Source organism: Ensifer sp. (genome assembly GCF_035999185.1).
GTDB lineage: Bacteria > Pseudomonadota > Alphaproteobacteria > Rhizobiales > Rhizobiaceae > Ensifer.
In genome coordinates this window covers 39,599-60,606 of record NZ_DASYHB010000206.1, presented here as the reverse complement: position 1 = coordinate 60,606, position 21,008 = coordinate 39,599, and the positions used below count along the sequence as shown (strand labels likewise).

Sequence of the window (21,008 nt, the reverse complement as noted above, 5' to 3'; positions counted from 1 at the left end):
ACTCCTGCGGCGGCTTCATTGCCTCGGTAGCTTCAATAACCTAAAGGTGGACCAAATGGCACAAAACTCTTTGCGGCTCGTAGAGGACAAATCGGTGGATAAAAGCAAGGCACTTGAAGCGGCACTTTCCCAGATCGAACGTTCGTTCGGCAAGGGATCGATCATGAAGCTCGGTGGGAAGGACAGCATCATTGAGATCGAGACGGTTTCGACCGGCTCTCTCAGCCTCGACATCGCACTCGGCATCGGCGGCCTGCCGAAGGGTCGCATCATCGAAATTTACGGCCCGGAAAGCTCGGGTAAGACGACGCTGGCGCTGCAGACCGTCGCGGAAGCCCAGAAGAAGGGCGGCATCTGCGCCTTCGTCGACGCGGAACACGCACTCGACCCGGTCTATGCCCGCAAGCTCGGCGTCGATCTTGAAAATCTCCTGATCTCGCAGCCGGATACCGGCGAGCAGGCGCTCGAAATCACCGACACGCTGGTTCGCTCCGGCGCCATCGACGTGCTCGTCGTCGACTCGGTTGCAGCCCTCGTGCCGCGCGCTGAAATCGAAGGCGAAATGGGCGACAGCCTGCCGGGCATGCAGGCCCGTCTGATGAGCCAGGCGCTGCGCAAGCTGACCGCGTCGATCTCCAAGTCAAACTGCATGGTCATCTTCATCAACCAGATCCGTATGAAGATCGGCGTCATGTTCGGCTCGCCGGAAACCACCACCGGCGGCAACGCGCTGAAGTTCTACGCTTCGGTGCGCCTCGACATCCGCCGCATCGGCTCGGTCAAGGAGCGCGAAGAGGTCGTCGGCAACCAGACCCGCGTCAAGGTCGTCAAGAACAAGATGGCGCCTCCCTTCAAGCAGGTCGAATTCGACATCATGTATGGCGAAGGCGTGTCGAAGACCGGCGAGCTCGTCGATCTCGGCGTCAAGGCCGGCATCGTGGAGAAATCAGGCGCCTGGTTCTCCTACAACAGCCAGCGCCTCGGCCAGGGCCGCGAGAACGCCAAGACGTTCCTGCGTGACAACCCGGATCTGGCACGCGAGATCGAGACGGCGCTGCGCCAGAACGCCGGCCTGATCGCCGATCGGTTCCTTGAAAACGGCGGCCCGGAAGCGGATGACGGCGACGACGCTGCCGAAGCGTAATCCCACCAGGACTTGAAGCTGCCAAGAAACCGGCCGTCGCTTTGACGGCCGGTTTTTTGCTGCCGTCTGGACAGTGGGATACGCGAGCGATAAAAGCCTTTGGTTCCGGCGACCGAGGGCGTTGGAGGGTGCGGCCGCCACGGGTGGCCGCGGGGTTTAAGGACAATGGCTTAGTGGCGCGGCATCGGCCGGAGCCGGGCCGGAATCGGTGCTTAAGAATAGGACGCAAGATGAGCGGCGTGAATGAAATCCGGTCGACCTTTCTCGACTATTTCCGCAGAAACGGTCACGAGGTCGTGTCGTCGAGCCCGTTGGTGCCGCGCAATGACCCGACATTGATGTTCACCAATGCCGGCATGGTGCAGTTCAAGAACGTTTTCACCGGCCTGGAGCAGCGTCCCTATTCGACGGCCGTGACGGCGCAGAAGTGCGTTCGCGCCGGCGGCAAGCACAACGACCTCGACAATGTCGGCTACACCGCGCGCCACCACACCTTCTTCGAAATGCTCGGCAACTTCTCCTTTGGCGATTACTTCAAGGAGAACGCCATCGAGCTTGCCTGGAAGCTCATCACCAAGGAATACGGCCTCGACGCCAAGCGGCTGCTGGTGACGGTCTATCACACCGACGACGAGGCCTTCGGCCTCTGGAAGAAGATTGCCGGCCTTTCCGACGACCGCATCATTCGCATTCCGACGAGCGACAACTTCTGGGCCATGGGCGATACCGGCCCCTGCGGCCCGTGCTCGGAAATCTTCTACGACCACGGCGACCATATCTGGGGCGGCCCTCCGGGTTCGGCCGATGAAGACGGTGACCGCTTCATCGAGATCTGGAACCTCGTCTTCATGCAGTACGAGCAGATCACCAAGGAAGAGCGGGTCAACCTGCCGCGTCCGTCGATCGATACCGGCATGGGCCTCGAGCGCCTGGCCGCCGTGCTGCAGGGCCAGCACGACAACTATGACATCGACCTTTTCCGTGCACTGATTGCAGCGTCCGAAGAAGCGACCGGCGTGAAGGCCGAGGGCGACCAGCGCGCCAGCCACCGCGTCATCGCTGACCACCTGCGTTCGTCCGCCTTCCTGATTGCCGACGGCGTGCTGCCGTCGAACGAAGGCCGCGGCTACGTGCTTCGCCGCATCATGCGCCGCGCCATGCGCCATGCCCAATTGCTCGGCGCCCGCGATCCGCTGATGTGGAAGCTCCTGCCGGCGCTCGTCGGCCAGATGGGCCGTGCCTACCCGGAGCTGGTGCGCGCCGAAGCGCTGATTTCCGAGACGCTGAAGCTTGAGGAAACCCGTTTCCGCAAGACGCTGGAGCGTGGCCTCAACCTGCTTTCCGAAGCGTCTGCCGATCTGTCCGAGGGCGACCAGTTCAACGGCGAGACCGCGTTCAAGCTTTACGACACCTATGGCTTCCCGCTCGACCTGACCCAGGATGCGCTGCGCGCCAAGGGTATTTCGGTCGACACCGACGCCTTCACGACGGCCATGGAGCGCCAGAAGGCCGAAGCTCGCGCCAACTGGGCCGGCTCCGGCGAGGCTGCAACCGAAACCATCTGGTTCGAACTGCGCGAAAAGCACGGCGCGACCGAGTTCCTCGGCTACGACACCGAAGTGGCAGAAGGCGTCGTTCAGGCGATCGTGCGCGATGGCGCGGTCGTTCAGTCCGCTGCCAAGGGTGAGACCGTCCAGCTCGTTCTCAACCAGACACCGTTCTACGGTGAATCGGGCGGTCAGATGGGCGACACCGGCACCATCACCACCGATGGCGGCAAGTTGACTGTTACCGACACGCAGAAGCGCGGCGAGGGGCTTTTCGTTCATTTCGGCGTTGTGGCCGAAGGCACGATCAAGACCGGCGACGCGGCCCAGCTCGACGTCGACCACGCCCGCCGCTCGCGCCTGCGCGCCAACCACTCGGCAACGCACTTGCTGCACGAGGCGCTGCGCGAGGTGCTCGGCACCCACGTCGCCCAGAAGGGCTCGCTGGTCGCACCGGAACGCCTGCGCTTCGACGTCTCGCATCCGAAGCCGATGACGGCCGAGGAGCTGAAGGTTGTCGAGGAGATGGCCAACGAGATCATCGTCCAGAATACGCCGGTCACCACCCGCCTGATGAGCGTCGATGACGCGATCGCCGAGGGTGCTATGGCGCTCTTCGGCGAGAAGTACGGCGACGAAGTGCGTGTGGTCTCGATGGGCCGCGGCGTTCACGGCTCCAAGGCCAACCGACCTTACTCCGTCGAACTGTGCGGCGGCACGCACGTGTCGGCGACCGGTGACATCGGCCTCGTTCGTGTCGTCTCGGAAAGTGCGGTCGGCGCCGGCGTTCGCCGCGTCGAGGCGCTGACGGGCGAGGCGGCGCGCGCCTACCTCAACGAGCAGGACGAGCGCGTGAAGACGCTCGCCAACACGCTGAAGGTTCAACCGGGCGACGTGCTCGGCCGTGTCGAGGCCCTGCTTGACGAACGCCGCAAGCTTGAGCGTGAACTGACCGAAGCGAAGAAGAAGCTGGCGCTCGGCGGTGGCGGCGAGGCGGGTTCCGCCGACGCCGCACGCGAGATCGCTGGCGTCCGCTTCCTCGGCAAGGTGGTCTCGGGCGTCGAGCCGAAGGACCTGAAGAGCCTCGCCGACGACGGCAAGAAGAGCCTCGGCTCCGGCGTCGTCGCCTTTGTCGGCGTGTCCGGCGATGGCAAGGCAAGTGCCGTCGTCGCCGTTACCGACGACCTGACCGGCAAGCTCAGCGCCGTCGATCTCGTCCGTGTCGCGTCTGCTGCCCTCGGCGGCAAGGGTGGCGGCGGCCGCCCCGACATGGCCCAGGCCGGAGGACCGGATGGCGAGAAGGCAGCAGAAGCGATCGAGGCCGTGGCTGTCGCTTTGGCCGGCTGATCGGCAGCGACTGAATTTTGAAAGGGCGCCCGTTGCGGCGCCCTTTTTATTTGCCGAGATGGCGCCCAGGCACGCCCTCGGTGCTTTCGGAGACAGACCCGCGCGGCCGTGCGAAAATCTTGGCCGCACGGCAGACAAGTCCGCAGGATTTGTCAAATTGATCTATGGTCTACCGATCCGTGAGCAAAGCGCGAAAGGTTCGACATGGATGAGCGGGTAGCGTGGGCGGCCTATGAACGGCGTCTGCATCGGGTCAGCGACTACATCTACGGCCATCTCGACGGTGATCTCGATCTCGACCGCCTCTCAGAGATCGCCTGCATGTCGCCGCATCATTGGCACCGGATCTACCGGGCCGTGCACGGTGAAACGCTGGCGGCCACGGTGAAGCGCCTGCGGCTGCAGCGGGCCGCGGCCGATCTCGCCCAGTCCGATCTTCCCGTCGAAGCGATCGCGCAGCGCTCTGGCTATCCCAATCTCCAATCCTTCAATCGCACCTTCAAGGCAACCTACGGGCTGCCGCCGGCGCGCTATCGGAAGGAGGGCAGCCATGTCGCCTTTGAAACCGCGTCAACGGAAGGAATTCCCGATATGTATGAAGTTACCCTCAAGGACGTCGAAGCCTTCGACCTCGTCGGCGTCGCCCACACCGGCTCCTATATGGAGATCGGCAAGGCGTTTGAAACGCTTTACGGGACCTTGTTCTCACGCCAGCTCTTCAGGCCGGACATGGAGATGATCGGCATCTATCTCGACGACCCGGAACTGGTGCCGACCGACAAGCTGCGCTCATTTGCCTGCGTCAGCGCGCGCGCGCCGGTTGCGGCCGAAGCACCGCTGGCGCCCCAGCATCTCGACGGCGGCCGCTACGCCGTGCTTCGCCACAAGGGTCCCTATGCGGACATGCCGAAGGCCTACCAATGGCTCTACGGCACCTGGCTGCCGCAGTCGGGCCGAGAGATCCGCGACAGCCTGATGTTCGAAAAATATCTCAACAATCCGCGGGAGGTCGCGCCGACCGAACTGTTGAGCGAGATCTATCTGCCGCTGAAATAGCGACACGCCGCCCCAAGCGTTCAGGCGGCATCGAACGCGCCTCAAAAAGAAACCCGGCTCAAGGCCGGGTTTCGTCGTCTTCAAGGACTGGTGCCGATCAGGCAGCCATGGCCTTCTGCAGGTTCTCGTCGATCTTGTCGAGGAAGCCGGTGGTCGAGAGCCACGGCTGATCGGGACCGATGAGCAGCGCCAGGTCCTTGGTCATGAAGCCGGCTTCGACGGTATCGACGCAGACCTTCTCGAGGGTTTCGGAGAACTTGGCCAGTTCCGCATTGCCGTCGAGCTTGGCGCGGTGGGCAAGGCCACGGGTCCAGGCGAAGATCGAGGCGATCGAGTTGGTCGAGGTTTCCTCGCCCTTCTGGTGCTGGCGGTAGTGACGGGTCACCGTGCCGTGCGCGGCTTCGGCTTCAACCGTCTTGCCGTCCGGCGTCATCAGAACCGAGGTCATCAGGCCGAGCGAGCCGAAGCCCTGGGCCACGATGTCGGACTGCACGTCGCCGTCGTAGTTCTTGCACGCCCAGACGTAGCCGCCGGACCACTTCAGAGCCGAGGCAACCATGTCGTCGATCAGGCGGTGCTCGTACCAGATCTTCAGTTCCTTGAACTTGTCGGCGAATTCCGCGTCGAAGACCTGCTGGAAGATGTCCTTGAAGCGACCGTCATAGACCTTGAGGATGGTGTTCTTGGTCGACAGGTACACCGGAACCTTGCGCTGGATGCCGTAGTTGAACGAAGCGCGCGCGAATTCGGTGATCGAATCGTCGAGGTTGTACATTCCCATGGCAACACCGGCCGACGGTGCATCGAAGACGTCGTATTCGATTTCCTTGCCGTCTTCACCGACGAACTTCATCGTCAGCTTGCCCTTGCCGGGGAACTTGAAGTCGGTGGCGCGGTACTGGTCGCCGAAGGCGTGACGGCCGACGATGATCGGCTTGGTCCAGCCCGGAACCAGGCGCGGAACGTTCTTGCAGATGATCGGCTCGCGGAAGATGACGCCGCCGAGGATGTTGCGGATCGTGCCGTTCGGCGACTTCCACATCTTCTTCAGCTTGAATTCCTCAACGCGGGCTTCGTCCGGCGTGATCGTGGCGCACTTGACGCCGACGCCGTGCTTCTTAATGGCGTTGGCGGCGTCGATCGTCACCTGGTCTTCGGTGGCGTCGCGGTTCTCGACGCTGAGGTCGTAATATTCGAGATCAACGTCGAGGTAGGGATGGATCAGCTTGTCCTTGATGAACTGCCAGATGATGCGGGTCATCTCATCGCCGTCGAGTTCGACGACCGGATTGGCGACCTTGATCTTTGCCATGAATATGCCTCGTAGTTTAGCGGGACAGCGGGAGCGATGTCCCTTCCTCTCTGAAAAATCCTGTGCCCTATAGCACTCAGAACCGGCGACGCAAAGCATGCTTGGATGAAACTTTGGATGGAGACCAAACCCGGCGGCTGCCAAGGGTTTGGCAAGGCTTTCGAGCTAGGCTTTGAACGCCGTCCACCTTGCAAAGATCGCGCCTGCCGCTATGCAGGAAGGACCGGCGAGGCGAGGGCCTTGCGCGGTGAACGCACACAGGCAAAGGCATCCGATGGCACTTCGTTCCCGTATGCGTGATTGGCTTCTTGCCAACGACCCCGCCTTTTCGCGGTTGCGTCAGGCGTCCCGGATCACGGCGACGGTCGTCGTGTCCGTCCTGATCCTGATGGCGGTCCACTACCTGGTCGTACCGATGCCGCCGGCTGCCTTTGGCCTGGCCGCGTCGCTGTCGGTCGAAGGCGGGCTTGCGGTGCGCGACCGCACGGTCGCGGCCCAGAGGCTGACCCGCATCATCGCCGTCATCGTCGGCGTCTCGATGGTCGGGCTGGCCTCGCTTCTGGAAGATCATCGTTACGTCTCGGACGTCGTCTTCCTGCTGATCATCTTCCTCGCAGTCTACGGCCGGTCCTTTGGCCCGCGCGGCTTTGCTGTCGGCATGTTCGCCTTCATGTCCTATTTCACCGGCGCCTATCTCAGGCCGACGGCCGATCAACTGCCGGCGCTGTTCTTCGGCGCGGCGGTGTCGGCGACGGTCGCGCATCTCGTTCGCACGCGACTGCTGCCGGATGATCGCTATGCCGACCTCCTGCGTGCGGCAGCGAGCGTCCAGCGGCGCGTCGACCAGATGCTGGCGCAGCTTACAGACATCGCCCGCAAGCCCGTGCTTTCCGATGTCGACCGCCGGCGGCTGCACACGGCGGAGGAGCGGTTGAAGGAAGCGGTGCTGATGGCCGAAAGCTTCATCCCGACGGAAAACCGACGGCCGGAACCGGAGCCCGGCCAAGTGTCCGCCGATCTCGTCGTCAATCTCTTCGACCTGCATCTGGCGGCCGAAAGCGTGATCGTCTTAAGCTTCCAGGCCATGCCGCCGCCCGCCTTGGTGGAGGCGATGATCGCGCGCGACGGCGGGCGGATCGACGAAGAGATTGCGCGGCTTGGCGATCCGAGCCCGCGCCGCGAAGAGACGGTCAAGGCGCTGCTGTGGCTTCGCAATGTGCGCCAGCGGCTTGCGCGGAGCCTCGCGAAGCTCTCACCCCAGGATCTCGAGGAGCCAGCCGCGGCAACAGGCACCGTTTCTGCCCGATGGAAACCGTCGTTCGATGATCCCGCGTTGAAGAGCGCCATCCAGATCACGCTCGCAGCCGGCATTGCCATGGTGTTCGGGCTGATGCTGTCGCGCGAGCGCTGGTTCTGGGCGGTGCTTGCGGCATTTCTTGTCTTTACCAACACCAGGTCGCGCGGCGATACCGCCGTCAAGGCGCTGCAGCGCTCAGCCGGCACGCTGTTCGGCATCGTGGTCGGCATCGTTGCCGGCACGCTTGTCGGCGGAAACATCTATCTGGTGCTGCCGCTGAGCGCCCTTTGCATCTTTCTCGCCTTCTATTTCCTCGCCGTCTCCTACGCGACGATGACGTTCTTCGTCTCCATCGTGTTGTCGCTGCTCTATAGCCTGATGGGGGTGCTTACCCCGCATCTGTTGCAATTGCGGCTTGAGGAGACCCTGATTGGCTCGATTGCCGGGGCATCGGTCGCGTTCTTCGTGTTCCCGACGCGCACCCGCACGACACTTGATGCCGCCGTGACGGCCTGGTGCAACGAACTGACGGGCTTGCTGCAGGCGGCGAGGGACGGTGCCTCGGGCCTGGTCCTGGTCACCCGCTCTCAGGCGCTCGACCGCTCCTATCGGGATCTCGCGGCCGCCGCAAAGCCGCTCGGGTTGCCCTGGCAGCTGGTCACGCGCCCGGGCCATGTCCGCCAGACGCTTGCCATCTTTCTCGCCTGTACCTATTGGGCGCGCGTCTTTGCCCGACGCGTCGGCACGGAAGCGATCGAGGACGGTTCCGATTTCACGATGGATCTCGATGAGAATATTGAACGGGTTCGCTCGGTTCGCGAAAAGGCGTCGGCCTATTTCTACGAGGTCGGCCGGATCGGCGCGCCGGTGGACCGGCATCTGCCAATCTCCAGGGACGATGCAGAGCTTGGCCTGGAGATGATCGGCGTATCGCTCAACCGCCTTCATCTGTAGGCTTGGGGCCGATCACAGATCACGGACTTTAATTTCGCCGGCATTTGTGCAAGGGAAGCGCCGAACGAAAGACGAAGGCGAAAGACATGGCAGGCACCAACAGCGAACGAGTACTCCTGACCGAAGGACCGGCGATCATTCTTGCCTATCCACAGCTCGGCGAGAACATCGGCATGGTCGCCCGTGCCATGGCCAATTTCGGCCTGTCGGAACTGCGCCTCGTCAACCCACGCGACGGCTGGCCAAACGAAAAGGCCCAATCCGCCGCGAGCCGCGCTGACCACGTCATCGAGGGCGCCAAGCTCTATGACACGCTCGAGGAGGCAATCGCCGACCTCAACTTCGTCTATGCGACGACAGCGCGGGACCGTTACGGCTACAAGCCGGTGCGCTCGCCGATCGTGGCCGCGCGCACGCTCAGGCAGCGTTTCGTCGCGGGCGAGGCGACCGGCATCATCTTCGGCCGCGAACGCACCGGCCTCACCAACGAAGAGGTAGCCCTTGCCGACGAGATCGTGACTTTCCCGGTCAATCCGGCCTTTGCCTCGCTGAACCTCGCCCAGGCGGTGCTGCTCATGTCCTATGAGTGGCTGAAGACCGGTATGGAAAGCGAAGACCAGACGTCCTTCCAGGCGCTGGAACAGCGCCCGGCGAAAAAGGATGATCTGCAGGGCCTGTTCGATCACCTCGAGGATGCGCTGGAAGCGCGCAACTATTTCCGCTCCGCCGACAAAAAGCCGAAATTGGTCGAAAATCTGCGGACCGTTCTGACCAGACCATCCTTTACCGAAACGGAAATCCGGGTGTTGCGCGGCGTGATCTCGTCACTCGATCGGTTTTCGCGCGAACATCCCCGTGGTTCCGGCGCTCCTGCCGACAGCAGCAGAGCCGAGCCCAACAAGAAAGTATCGGACAGCGGTGACAGCGAGTGAACTGAAGCCCATCCTCGTCTTCGATAGCGGCATCGGCGGCTTGACCGTGCTGCGCGAGGCGAGGGTGCTGATGCCCGAGCGGCACTTCATCTATGTCGCCGACGATGCCGGCTTTCCCTACGGCGGCTGGGAAGAGGCGGCGCTTAAAGGGCGGGTGATCGAACTCTTCGGTCGATTGCTTTCAGAACACGATCCGGAAATCTGCGTGATCGCCTGCAACACCGCGTTCACGCTTGTCGGCGCGGACCTGCGGGCGGCCTATCCCCAGATGACCTTTGTCGGCACAGTGCCTGCCATCAAGCCGGCGGCCGAGCGCACGCGCTCCGGGCTCGTCTCGGTACTGGCGACACCGGGTACCGTCAAGCGCGCCTATACCCGCGACCTCATCCAGTCCTTTGCCAGCCAGTGCCACGTACGGCTCGTCGGCTCGGAGAACCTCGCCAAGATGGCCGAATCCTATATCCGCGGCGAGAAGCTGGACGACGAGACCGTACTTGCCGAGATCGCGCCGTGTTTCGTCGAGATGGACGGCAAAAAGACCGACATCGTCGTGCTCGCCTGCACGCACTATCCTTTCATGGCCAATGTCTTTCGCCGGCTCGCGCCCTGGCCGGTCGACTGGCTGGACCCGGCTGAAGCCATTGCCCGGCGAGCGCGTTCGCTCGTGCCGCTGCCGAACGGGTTCGAGCCGCTGAATGGGATTGATCCGGCGATCTTCACCTCTGGCAGGCCGGATTTTGCTACACGACGGCTGATGCAGGGCTTCGGCCTGACGGTGGCACCGGATGCCAACATTGAAAAAAGGGCAGGGCACGCCGAAGCGATCGGGTAGAGCGCCCTTTCCGCGTTCCTATGAACGCCCGGCGCTCTAAGAGAAGATCGCAAGCAACAGGCCGATGAGAACGGCCAACAAGCAAGCGGCGCGAAAGCGCATACGGCTGGCGCGAGCGGCATCGTCTTTCGAGGCGACCCGTTGCGTGTCCTTGTAAGCATTGCGCATACGCTGATCGAGATTGTGCAGCTCCATTTGCTGTTCCGTCTCGTAATGTTCCATTGCTGCCCCTGGCAAATCGCTTCGACCAAAACTCATATGGGCATTCGTCTCTGCACGTAAAAGTAAGAATTTCAGTCGATCTCAACTTTATCTTGCTGCAACCGGATTGTGCATCAGGCTCTCTTCGCGAAGCGTATTCCCTGTGGGTTTTCAGTCTCGGCGGCACGATTTCCTGAGAAACCGTGCTAGGTGTCGCCCGATGGGCGGTCTGCGAATGACCGCGAATCAGTCCAGAGCATTTCAAAAGTGAGCAACGATTTTGCGTCCGGAAATGCGCGAGCGTAACGCGAAGAGGTGGAAATGAAGGTCGGCATCGACATGGGAGCGACGTCCGAAGGGACCTCGGCCTCGCTCGATATCGAGGAGCTTCTGGCCACCCGTCTGCTGGTGCAGGGCAATTCCGGTTCGGGCAAGTCGCATCTGTTGCGCCGGCTACTGGAGCAGTCGGCACCCTGGGTGCAGCAGTGCATCATCGATCCCGAGGGCGATTTCGTCACGCTTGCCGACAAGTTCGGCCACGTGGTCGTCGAGGGCGAGCGCACCGATGCCGAACTGATCGGCATTGCCACCCGCATCCGCCAGCATCGCGTCTCCTGCGTGCTCTCGCTCGAAGGGCTCGATATCGAGCAGCAGATGCGCAATGCCGGCGTCTTTCTCAACGCCATGTTCGATGCGGACCGCGAATACTGGTACCCGGTTCTCGTCGTCGTCGACGAAGCGCAAATGTTTGCGCCTTCGGTTGCCGGCGATGTCACCGAAGAGGTGCGCAAGATTTCCCTCGGCGCCATGACGAACCTCATGTGCCGCGGCCGTAAGCGCGGACTTGCCGGCGTGATCGCGACGCAGCGCCTGGCGAAACTTGCCAAGAACGTTGCGGCCGAAGCCTCCAACTTCCTGATGGGCCGCACCTTCCTCGACATCGACATGCTGCGCGCCGCCGACCTGCTCGGCATGGACCGGCGCACGGCGGAGATGTTCCGCGACTTGAAGCGCGGCTCCTTCGTCGCGCTCGGGCCGGCGCTTTCGCGGCGGCCGCTGAGGGTGACGATCGGCGCCGTCGAGACCTCGGCGCGCTCGACGAGCCCGAAGCTGATGCCATTGCCCGAAGCGCCGCAGGACGTGGAAGATCTGATCTTCACGCCGGATCCGGACGAGCTGACGCGGCCTATCATGCGCCGCGCCGTGGCGCCGCCGCGCCCGACGACCGACATCCTTGCGGAACTGTCGCGGCCACGGCCCGAGCCTGTTGCCCCGGCCGAAGCACGGCCGGCGCAACCGGAAATGACGCCGGAGGAGAAGGAAGGGCTGCTCGACAGCGTGTTCCTGGAAATCCTCGCCAATCCCGAAGCCGCCTTTAGACCCGATGCGGAACTGTTCCAGGACTTCCTGGTGCGCTGCCGTATTCGTCGCCTGCCATCCGGCACGGCACTGTCGCTTGGCGCCTTCCGCCGCAAGATGGCGGTCGCGCGCTCGGGCGTCGATGCGGAGACGGCAGCGAGCGAAACCTGGGCGCAGGCCTTGCAGCTTGCCGACCGCGTCACCGAAGACCTGCAGGCCGTGTTCCTGATGATGGCGCAGGCGGCGGTACGGCGGCTACCGTGCCCATCTGACGCGATGATCGCGCGCGCCTATGGCACCCATTCCGCCCGTCGCGCGCGCCGTCTGCTCGGTTATTTCGAGGAGCATGGGCTGATCGTCATCCATGCCGACTTCGCCGGCAAGCGCATCGTTGCCTTCCCGGACCTTGGCTGCGAGACTGCGCCGGGTGACGCCAACGGCCCGGACACGGTTGATCCGGCTGCCGCCGCGGCGGAATGAGCCGTTCAAGCCATCGTTTCTCGCGAGACAAATGACCATGTCGACCGGCTCGGCATGGCTCAGATAAATTCCTGTATGACGCGCTCGGACGCGTGGATGCAGGTCATCTCCAGTCGTGCGTTGCCGTTGTTCACGAAACGGTGGGGCGTGCCCGCCTCCACGACGATGATATCGCCAGCCTTGCCGATAAGCGTCTGATCGCCGACCGTGAACTCTGCCTCGCCGGAATGAATAAGCCATGTCTCGGCATAGGGATGGACATGCAGCGCCGGACCCTGGCCTGGCTCCGCATCCATCAGGAACAGCGAAATCGGCGTGCCGTATTGCCCGCCCTCGAACAGGATCGTGCGTTTTGGACTCGGCTTTTGCTCTGAGCGCGGAATGACATGAAACATGCTGGCCTCCATCTGCTTGGCGTTCTGCCCGGAATGAACTATCTTCACGAGAAGATATTATGCCAAACTATCTTCTCGTCAAGATACTTTCGCAGCGCTGGAGCAAGGCAATGCAAAACGAAAATGCAAAGAGCGATCACGTCGACCGGCTAAGGGCGCAATGGGATCACGAGTTGCCGGATCTCGATACCGAGCCGATGACGATCCTCGGAAGGGCCTATCGACTGTCAAACCTCGTGCGCCCGTCGATCGAGGAGACCTTCGCCTCCTTCGGCCTTGATCGCGGCGAATTCGACGTGCTCTCGACGCTCCGCCGCTCCGGGCCGCCTTATCGGCTGACGCCAACCGATCTTTACACGCTGCTGATGATCTCGTCTGGCGGACTGACGCATCGGCTTGATCGGCTGCAAAAGGCCGGGCTGATCCTGCGCGAGCGTTCAGCATCCGACGGCCGCAGCAGCGTCGTCGGGTTGACGGAGAAGGGGATAGCGCTTGCCGAATCGGCGTTTCGGGCAGACATGGCGAGCGAGGCACGCTATCTCGAAGGCCTTGAGCCGGACGAACGTGCAGCCCTTGCAGCACTCCTGAGGAAGCTGCTTGTTTCACTTGAAAGCGAGCAGACCGGAAACCCGGCGTGAAATGGTGGCTGAAGCGGCAAATTCGTTTGACAATGCCGGCTGGAACCACTAAAGCCGCCCCAACGCCGGGCAGAAATGTCCGGTGTTTCATTGACATGTCCCGTGGCTTCTCCGTCAGCGTGATCGTGAGAAACCTGTCAGAGCCTTAGAAAATGGGTTCAGAGGAGGGCGTGTTTCCTTGATCCGGTTTGGAAACAGGCCGGTGTAACTGTTTGAAAGGAAATGCGATGAGCAAGCGCGAATCGTCCAAGTACAAAATTGACCGCCGTATGGGCGAAAACATCTGGGGCCGTCCGAAGTCCCCGGTAAACCGCCGCGAATACGGCCCGGGCCAGCACGGCCAGCGCCGCAAGTCCAAGCTTTCGGACTTCGGTGTACAGCTGCGCGCCAAGCAGAAGCTCAAGGGCTACTACGGCGACATCCGCGAGAAACAGTTCCGTGCGATCTTCGCCGAAGCTGACCGTCGCAAGGGTGACACCCCGGAAAACCTGATCGGCCTGCTCGAGTCGCGTCTCGACGCGATCGTCTACCGCGCAAAGTTCGTTCCGACCGTTTTCGCTGCACGTCAGTTCGTCAACCATGGCCACGTCAAGGTTAACGGCGTTCGCGTCAACATCGGTTCCTACCGTTGCAAGCCGGGCGACGTCATCGAAGTCAAGGAAAAGTCCAAGCAGCTCGTAACCGTTCTCGAATCGGTTTCGCTCGCTGAGCGCGACGTTCCGGACTACATCGAAGCTGATCACAACAAGATGGTCGCGACCTTCGTCCGCGTTCCGGTTCTCTCCGACGTTCCTTACGCCGTCGTCATGGAACCGCACCTGGTCGTCGAATTCTATTCGCGTTAATCCGAGGCTCACGCCTTGTGACGTATCGAGAACCGCCCGGAAACGGGCGGTTTTTTTGTCAGTGCAGACCAGCATCCGCTCAGCGCGGACCCAAGCATCAAACGCCGTTTCGTCCCTTCGCGCGAAGGCGATGAGTAAGAGGGAAGCCCGATGCCCGAGCAGAATGTGCCGCAGGACCTGCAGGCGATCATCGAGGACATCCATCGCGAACTGAGCCCGCGCTTCGGCCAGGGCAAGGTTGCCGACTACATCCCGCAGCTCGCCCGCGTCGACGCCAAGCATTTCGGCATGGCGATCGTCACCACCGACGGCAAGATCTATCGCGTCGGTGACGCCGAGGTGCCGTTTTCCATCCAGAGCGTGTCGAAGGTGTTCACCCTCACGCTCGCGCTCGGCAAGCACGGCGAAAACATCTGGCACCGCGTCGGTCGCGAACCGTCGGGCTCGGCGTTCAATTCGATCGTCCAGCTGGAACACGAGGGCGGCAAGCCGCGCAATCCCTTCATCAATGCCGGCGCCATCACCATCAGCGACCTGATCCTTGCCGGCCATACGCCGCGCGAACTGATCGGCGAAATCGTGCAGTTCGTCCGCTATCTCGCCGATGACGACCAGATCGTCATCGACCACGAGGTGGCGCGATCGGAAACGGCCACAGGCTTCCGCAACTTTGCCCTCGCCAACTTCATGCGCTCCTATGGACGTCTCGACCACCCCGTGGAGCACGTGCTCGGCGTCTACTTCCACCACTGCGCGCTGTCGATGACCTGCAGCCAGCTCGCCAAGGCGGGTCTGTTTCTCGCCGCCGGCGGAACCAATCCGATTACCCGCCACAATGTCGTCTCGCGCCAGCGGGCGCGACGCATCAATGCGCTGATGCTGACGTGCGGCCACTATGACGGCTCCGGCGATTTCGCCTATCGTGTCGGCCTTCCGGGCAAGAGCGGCGTTGGCGGCGGCATCATGGCGGTCGCCCCCGGCAAGGCCTCGGTTGCCGTCTGGTCGCCGGGCCTTAATGAGAACGGCAACTCGCTGCTCGGGTCGCTGGCGCTCGAAATGCTCGCCGCACGTACCGGCTGGTCGGTGTTCGGGCCTTAAAGCGCATCGCGATCTTTCAGATGCGCAACCGCGCTTTAAGCTCTTGATTTTTCGCATATCGTTATCGCAAAACTGCTGCACACTTTTGCGCGACATGCCCTAAAGGGCCGGCTACGGCCGATTTCCCTTGATCTTGACAGCCGGAGCGGGCAAGTGCAGGCGAAGATATGCCGGGCGCCGATTGCGCCCGACTGCCGCACAGGATCCCCGCCATGGACCTTTCGCTCAACGCGTCGCAAGACCCGGCCGAAACCCTTTTTGATGAGACAGAGACCGACGCGACCGCGCATCCGCTGTTCAGCCGCATGCCGTCGTCCGTCTCGTTCAACAAGCTGCGCAAGCGCCTCCTGCGCCAGACCCGCCAGGCGCTCGACGATTTCGGCATGCTGAAGGGCTCGAAGCGCTGGCTCGTCGGCCTGTCCGGCGGCAAGGACAGCTACAGCCTGCTCGCGCTGCTGATGGATCTGCAATGGCGCGGCCTGCTGCCGGTGGAGCTCATTGCCTGCAATCTCGACCAGGGCCAGCCGAACTTCCCGAAGCACATCCTGCCGGAATACCTGGCTTCGATCGGCGTCAAACACCGCATCGAATACCGCGACACCTATTCGATCGTGAAGGAGAAGATGCCGGCGGGTGCTACCTATTGTTCGCTCTGTTCGCGGCTGCGCCGCGGTAACCTCTATCGCATCGCCCGCGAAGAGGGCTGCGACGCGCTGGTTCTCGGCCATCACCGCGAGGATATCCTCGAAACCTTCTTCATGAACTTCTTCCACGGCGGCCGCTTGGCGTCGATGCCGGCGAAGCTTCTGAACGACGAAGGCGATCTGATGCTGCTTCGCCCGCTCGCCTATGCGGCGGAGGACGATCTTGCCAAGTTCGCGGCAGCCATGGAGTTCCCGATCATTCCTTGCGACCTCTGCGGCTCGCAGGACGGCCTTGAGCGCAACGCGATGAAGGCAATGCTTTCCGATCTCGAGCGGCGCATGCCGGGCCGCAAGGACACGATGCTGCGCGCACTCGGCCACGTGAACCCGTCGCATCTGCTCGATCCCAAGCTGTTCGATTTCCAGTCCCTCACACCGGAGCCCAAAGAATGAGCCATTCCGTCGACATCGCCGGCCTTGCCAATCTCATGCAGGAAGCCGCGGTCAAAGAGATCCTGCCGCGGTTTCGCAATCTCGATGCCGGTGACGTCAGGATGAAATCGGAAGCGATCGACCTCGTGACCGAAGGCGACGAGGCGGCCGAGCGGCTGATCAAGGCGCGCATCGAAGACGTGGCGCCGGGCGCGCTGTTCGTCGGCGAAGAATCGGTCGCGGCCGAGCCGGCCCTGCTCGACAAGCTTGCGGACGCCGATCTTGCCGTCGTCGTCGATCCGATCGACGGCACCTTCAACTTTGCCGCCGGCCTGCCGCTCTTCGGCGTCATGGCGAGCGTCGTCTCGAAGGGCGAAACGGTCGCCGGCATCATCTACGATCCGCTCGGCAATGATTGGGTGATTGCAGAGAAGGGGTCTGGCACCTGGATGTGCCGTCCTGACGGTTCGCAGGAGCGCCTCTCGGTGACTGCGGGCGTTCCGCTCGAAGCCATGGTCGGCGGAGCCTCGACCGGGTTTTACGCGCAAGAAGCGCGGCGCGAGGTCATGGCCAACATGGCCAAGGTTCGGATTGCGACGAGCTATCGCTGTGCCGCACACGAATACCGCATGTTCGCCGCCGGCCACATTCACTTCCTCATGTACCAGAAGCTGATGCCCTGGGATCACCTGGCCGGGACGTTGATCTCGCAGGAAGCGGGCGCCTATGCGGCGCGCTTCGACGGCTCGCCCTATCTGCCGCAGCATCTGAACGGCGGCCTGCTGCTGGCCACCGACAAGGAGAGCTGGGAAACGCTGCGCCGCGAGGTGTTTACGGTCTGAGCCTCTCTCAGCTCGCGCACAAATGAAAAAGCCCGCCCGGATCGCTCCGGGCGGGCTTTTGTTTGCCAAGCGGCCGCCGCTTACATGTGGCCGCCACCGTGATCCATGTTGACGTCCTTGTCGCCGGGATGGGTGAAGAGCTTGCCCTTTTCCGCCCAGAGCGTCGCGAGGATCGTGAAGAGGCCGAAGAGGGCGAACCCACCGAAGAGCGGCTGCAGCGTGCCGTTGAACAGCTGTCCGACGGCGCCGCCGATCAAGGCGCCGCCTGTCGTCGAGACGAAGCCGGTAATGGCTGTCGCGGTGCCGGCGAGGTGGCCCATCGGCTCAAGGCTGATGGCTGTGAAGTTCGTCGCGATCACCGCAAAGAACATCAACAGCACCGAGAACATCAGGTAGCTGACGGCGAAAGCCGGCGTGCCGGCGAGCGACATGACGAAACCGGCGACCGAGATCAGCGTGAACAGGATCATCGAGACGTGGGAGATGCGGCGCATGCCGAAGCTGCGGACGAAGAAGCCGTTGGCAAAATTCGCAACCGCAATGCCGCCAGCCGTGCCGGCAAAGGCGATCGGCAACCAATCGCCAAGGCCATAGACCTCACCGAAGATCTGCTGGACGGTGACGATGTAGGCGCAGATGACGGCGGTAAACAGCGTCATGCCAATCATGTAGCCGCAGGTGATGCGGTTGGTCAGAACGGTCTTGAAGCCGGAGGCAACCGCACCGACGGAGAGCGGCAGCCGCTCTTCCTGGGGCAGGGACTCCTTCATGCGCGCAAAGGCCCAGGCAAACAGGATCGCGCCGACGATGCCGATCAGGATGAAGATCCAGTGCCAATTGGCATAGAGGATGACCAGCTGGCCGATCGAGGGTGCGACGATCGGCACGATCATGAAGACGATCATGACATAGGACATGACACGCGCCATCTCGCGGCCGCCGAAGCAGTCGCGCACGATCGCCATCGTGGTGATGCGGATCGCGGCGGCGCCGATGCCCTGGATGAAGCGCAGGATGAGAAGCGTTTCGAAGCTCTCGGTCAGCGCCGCGGCAAACATCGACACGGTGAAGAAGGCGAGACCACCGAGCAGCACGCGGCGACGCCCGAAGGCATCGGACAGGCTGCCGAAGAAGATCTGCGAGATGCCGAAGCCGAGGAAGAAGACGCCGATCACCAGCTGGCTGTCATTGGTGTTGGCAACGTTCAGCGACTGGCCGATCGCCGGAAGCGCCGGCAGCATGCTGTCGATGGCGATGGCGACGCTCGCCGTCATGACGGCGATGGTGATGATGAATTCGAAGAGGCCCATGTTCAGGCGCTGAGCCCCTGAAACCCCGTCGATATGTTCGGATTGATTGGCGATGGTGGACATTGGGAAATCCCGTAAATTCAATCTTGAAACGACTGGCCAGCAGTTGAGAGCGCTACAGCGACCTTTACGCATCTTCTAAGACGCGTGGCGCTGCAGAAATCAGCCGGCCGGCTGATGGTGCGGTTTGAAAAGCTTGCCGCGCTCGGCGATAAGCACGAAGACGAGGCCGATGGCAGCAACGGTGAAGTAGCCGGTGGCGAGCGGTACGGCGGTACCGTCGAACGACTGGCCGATGAACGCTCCGATCACGCTGCCGCCGATCGTCTGCATGAAGCCCAGCACCGAGGAGGCGGTGCCGGCAACGTGGCCGAGCGGCTCCATGGCCATGGCGTTGAAGTTCGGCGCGATCAGCCCGAACTGGAACATCGTGGCGCAGTAGAGGACCACGAAGACCGGGAAGGGCAGCGGTGCATAGAGCGAGGCCGACATCCACACGAAGCTTGCCAGTGTGAAACCGACGAGAGCCGCATGCGACAGCGGCCGCATGCCGAAGCGGCGGACGAGGCGGGAGTTGGTGAAGGAAGCGACCGCCATCATACTCGCGAAGGCCGCAAACACAAGCGGAAACCACACGCCAAGGTCGTAGACGCCGACCAGCACCTGCTGCGCCGAGTTGATGAAGCCGAACAGCGCGCCAAGGATCACCGAGGTCGCGAGCGTATAGAGCAGCGACAGCCGGTTGGTCAGCACGATGCGGAAACCGTTGAGGATGACCGACGGCGTGAAGGCGCGGCGATGGGCCGGATCGAGCGTTTCGCCGAGCTTGGAGAGCACGACCGCGATGTTCATCACGGCATAAAGCGCGACGATGACAAAGATCATATGCCATTCGGCAAAGCTGATGATCAACTGACCGATCGAGGGGGCAACGACCGGCACGATCATGAACACCATCATGACAAGCGACATGACCTCGGCCATCTGCCGGCCACCGTAGACGTCGCGCACGATCGAGATAGTGATGACGCGTGTCGCCGCGGCGCCTGCGCCCTGTACGAAGCGCAGGGCCAGCATCAGGCCGAAGCTCGGCACAACCGCAATTGCGAGCGCGCAGAGAGCATAAAGCGCAAGGCCAGCCAGAAGCGGAGGCCGGCGTCCGAAGCGATCCGAAAGCGGACCGAAGAACAGTTGCGCCACGCCCATGCCGAGCAGATAGGCAGTGATGATGTATTGCCGCTCGTTCTCCGAGGCAACGCCGAGGCTTGCGCCGATCTGCTGCAGGCCCGGAAGCATGATGTCGATCGAGATTGCGTTGGTCGCCATCAGCATGGCCATCATCGCGATGAACTGGAATTTCGTCACGCCGGGCAGGGCGTTATCGGTGGTCACGCTTGTCATTTTCAAAAGTCCTAGCGGCGCGGTGGGCGCAAGCAAAACAGGTTTGGCTCCGGACGGATCCGGACAAGTAGGATGTCGGCTGGCGCAATGCCGGTCGGCATAAGGATTTCGGGCAGGAGCGACAGGGCAGCCGCACCGCATGGAACCGGGCCTACATGAAGCGAGGGAAACATCGATCGGCAGCGGCCGGGCAATTTCTGCGCCGGAAGCGTCGAGGCGGGAACCTCTGTTGGCTGCTTATGCCGAACGATCGCGACTGCTTCATGACAGGCCGGGAATTCGGCCCCAGGCTTCGCTTCAGAACGTCGGAAACGTTGCAGGAAGGAAGCACGCTTTCAAAACACTCGAACGGTCTTCACGCGAAGAGAACGCGCAAAGCCACTGGAAAGACAACGAAATTCGAAACCCGGACAGATATCCGAATCAAAAAAGGCGGGATTGCCCGCCTTCTCCGATAGATCGGGACAAGGCGTCCTTGGACTTAAGCGGCGGCGCCCTTGACGGCAATGCCCTGGGCCTCGAGGTGCGACTGCAATTCGCCGGCCTGGAACATCTCACGCACGATGTCGCAACCGCCGACGAATTCGCCCTTGACGTAGAGCTGCGGGATCGTCGGCCAGTTCGAATAGTCCTTGATACCCTGACGCAGGTCAGCGTCGGCGAGCACGTTGAGGCCCTTGTAGTCGACGCCGATGTAATCGAGAATCTGGACAACCTGACCGGAGAAGCCACACTGCGGGAACTGCGGCGTACCCTTCATGAAGAGCACCACATCGTTCGTCTTGACTTCGTTGTCGATGAATTCGTGAATTCCGCTCATCTGTCTTCCTTCCTGCGCCGGCTTCAAGGGCCGGAAATCAATTGGGTCATAGATAGCATGCATATTGGTGATTTTCACCACCCAATCGCAACAAATATTGATGGGCCTCAAGATGTGGTTTT

Annotated in this window: 18 protein-coding genes; 12 read left to right on the top strand and 6 right to left on the bottom strand. The window is 62.3% G+C overall.

The features are described from left to right. The first annotated feature begins 55 nt into the window (after positions 1 to 55). The 3 genes from recA to VGO04_RS29495 all read left to right on the top strand — a co-directional run bounded on the left by recA (position 56) and on the right by VGO04_RS29495 (position 5,094). Entirely contained in the window at positions 56 to 1,144 is a 1,089-nt protein-coding gene (gene recA, locus VGO04_RS29505; protein ID WP_327499531.1) for a recombinase RecA, read from the top strand. Between the two features lie 230 nt (positions 1,145 to 1,374). After that, complete coding sequence (alaS, locus tag VGO04_RS29500) at positions 1,375 to 4,038, top strand: alanine--tRNA ligase (protein ID WP_327499530.1); 2,664 nt, start codon at positions 1,375 to 1,377, stop codon at positions 4,036 to 4,038. Between the two features lie 204 nt (positions 4,039 to 4,242). Next, complete coding sequence (locus VGO04_RS29495) at positions 4,243 to 5,094, top strand: AraC family transcriptional regulator (RefSeq protein WP_327499529.1); 852 nt, start codon at positions 4,243 to 4,245, stop codon at positions 5,092 to 5,094. Positions 5,095 to 5,191: 97 nt separating this feature from the next. Here VGO04_RS29495 and VGO04_RS29490 read toward each other — a convergent pair whose 3' ends face one another. After that, positions 5,192 to 6,406 carry an NADP-dependent isocitrate dehydrogenase gene (locus VGO04_RS29490; RefSeq protein WP_043614565.1) on the bottom strand — a complete coding sequence of 405 codons (1,215 nt, stop codon included), beginning with the start codon at positions 6,404 to 6,406 and terminating at the stop codon, positions 5,192 to 5,194. 274 nt (positions 6,407 to 6,680) lie between these two features. On the opposite strand from VGO04_RS29490, the gene VGO04_RS29485 reads away from it, so the two are divergent. The 3 genes from VGO04_RS29485 (at position 6,681) to murI (ending at position 10,421) form a co-directional block, all read left to right on the top strand. Continuing rightward, on the top strand, positions 6,681 to 8,657 hold the full coding sequence (locus VGO04_RS29485) for an FUSC family protein (RefSeq protein WP_327499528.1): 1,977 nt from the start codon (positions 6,681 to 6,683) through the stop codon (positions 8,655 to 8,657). A gap of 86 nt (positions 8,658 to 8,743) precedes the next feature. Further along, entirely contained in the window at positions 8,744 to 9,589 is an 846-nt protein-coding gene (locus VGO04_RS29480) for an RNA methyltransferase (RefSeq protein WP_327499526.1), read from the top strand. Further along, positions 9,576 to 10,421: a glutamate racemase gene (murI, locus tag VGO04_RS29475; RefSeq protein ID WP_327499525.1), complete on the top strand. Its 846-nt coding sequence runs from the start codon at positions 9,576 to 9,578 to the stop codon at positions 10,419 to 10,421. Before VGO04_RS29480 ends, murI begins: the two co-directional genes overlap by 14 nt. 36 nt (positions 10,422 to 10,457) lie before the next feature. Here the strand turns inward: murI and VGO04_RS29470 are convergent, their stop codons facing one another. After that, a complete protein-coding gene (locus tag VGO04_RS29470; RefSeq protein ID WP_327499524.1) occupies positions 10,458 to 10,643 on the bottom strand; it encodes a hypothetical protein in 186 nt (61 codons plus the stop codon). Between the two features lie 300 nt (positions 10,644 to 10,943). Between VGO04_RS29470 and VGO04_RS29465 the strand changes: the two genes are divergently transcribed. Beyond that, a complete protein-coding gene (locus VGO04_RS29465; protein WP_327499523.1) occupies positions 10,944 to 12,461 on the top strand; it encodes an ATP-binding protein in 1,518 nt (505 codons plus the stop codon). Between the two features lie 59 nt (positions 12,462 to 12,520). Here the strand turns inward: VGO04_RS29465 and VGO04_RS29460 are convergent, their stop codons facing one another. Continuing rightward, positions 12,521 to 12,856, bottom strand: coding sequence for a cupin domain-containing protein (locus VGO04_RS29460; RefSeq protein ID WP_327499522.1), 336 nt, complete (start codon positions 12,854 to 12,856; stop codon positions 12,521 to 12,523). A 110-nt stretch (positions 12,857 to 12,966) separates the two neighbouring features. Between VGO04_RS29460 and VGO04_RS29455 the strand changes: the two genes are divergently transcribed. The 5 genes from VGO04_RS29455 (at position 12,967) to VGO04_RS29435 (ending at position 17,355) form a co-directional block, all read left to right on the top strand. Then, the gene (locus VGO04_RS29455; protein WP_327499521.1) at positions 12,967 to 13,494 is read left to right on the top strand and encodes a MarR family transcriptional regulator; all 528 of its coding nucleotides are present in this window, start codon (positions 12,967 to 12,969) and stop codon (positions 13,492 to 13,494) included. 227 nt (positions 13,495 to 13,721) lie between these two features. Beyond that, positions 13,722 to 14,339 (top strand): 30S ribosomal protein S4, encoded by a 618-nt coding sequence (gene rpsD, locus VGO04_RS29450; RefSeq protein WP_034794529.1) that lies wholly within the window; start codon positions 13,722 to 13,724, stop codon positions 14,337 to 14,339. Between the two features lie 150 nt (positions 14,340 to 14,489). Beyond that, positions 14,490 to 15,437, top strand: a complete 948-nt coding sequence (locus VGO04_RS29445) for a glutaminase (RefSeq protein WP_327499520.1) — start codon at positions 14,490 to 14,492, stop codon at positions 15,435 to 15,437. A 212-nt stretch (positions 15,438 to 15,649) separates the two neighbouring features. After that, complete coding sequence (gene ttcA, locus VGO04_RS29440; RefSeq protein WP_327499519.1) at positions 15,650 to 16,534, top strand: tRNA 2-thiocytidine(32) synthetase TtcA; 885 nt, start codon at positions 15,650 to 15,652, stop codon at positions 16,532 to 16,534. Next, complete coding sequence (locus VGO04_RS29435) at positions 16,531 to 17,355, top strand: inositol monophosphatase (RefSeq protein WP_327499518.1); 825 nt, start codon at positions 16,531 to 16,533, stop codon at positions 17,353 to 17,355. The genes ttcA and VGO04_RS29435 overlap by 4 nt, the downstream gene beginning before the upstream one ends. Positions 17,356 to 17,435: 80 nt before the next feature. Here VGO04_RS29435 and VGO04_RS29430 read toward each other — a convergent pair whose 3' ends face one another. From VGO04_RS29430 to grxD, 3 genes are all read right to left on the bottom strand, one after another. Further along, a complete protein-coding gene (locus tag VGO04_RS29430; protein WP_327499517.1) occupies positions 17,436 to 18,728 on the bottom strand; it encodes a multidrug effflux MFS transporter in 1,293 nt (430 codons plus the stop codon). A gap of 99 nt (positions 18,729 to 18,827) precedes the next feature. Continuing rightward, on the bottom strand, positions 18,828 to 20,066 hold the full coding sequence (locus VGO04_RS29425; RefSeq protein ID WP_327499516.1) for a multidrug effflux MFS transporter: 1,239 nt from the start codon (positions 20,064 to 20,066) through the stop codon (positions 18,828 to 18,830). Positions 20,067 to 20,547: 481 nt separating this feature from the next. After that, on the bottom strand, positions 20,548 to 20,886 hold the full coding sequence (gene grxD / locus VGO04_RS29420; RefSeq protein ID WP_327499515.1) for a Grx4 family monothiol glutaredoxin: 339 nt from the start codon (positions 20,884 to 20,886) through the stop codon (positions 20,548 to 20,550). Positions 20,887 to 21,008: the final 122 nt, after the last annotated feature.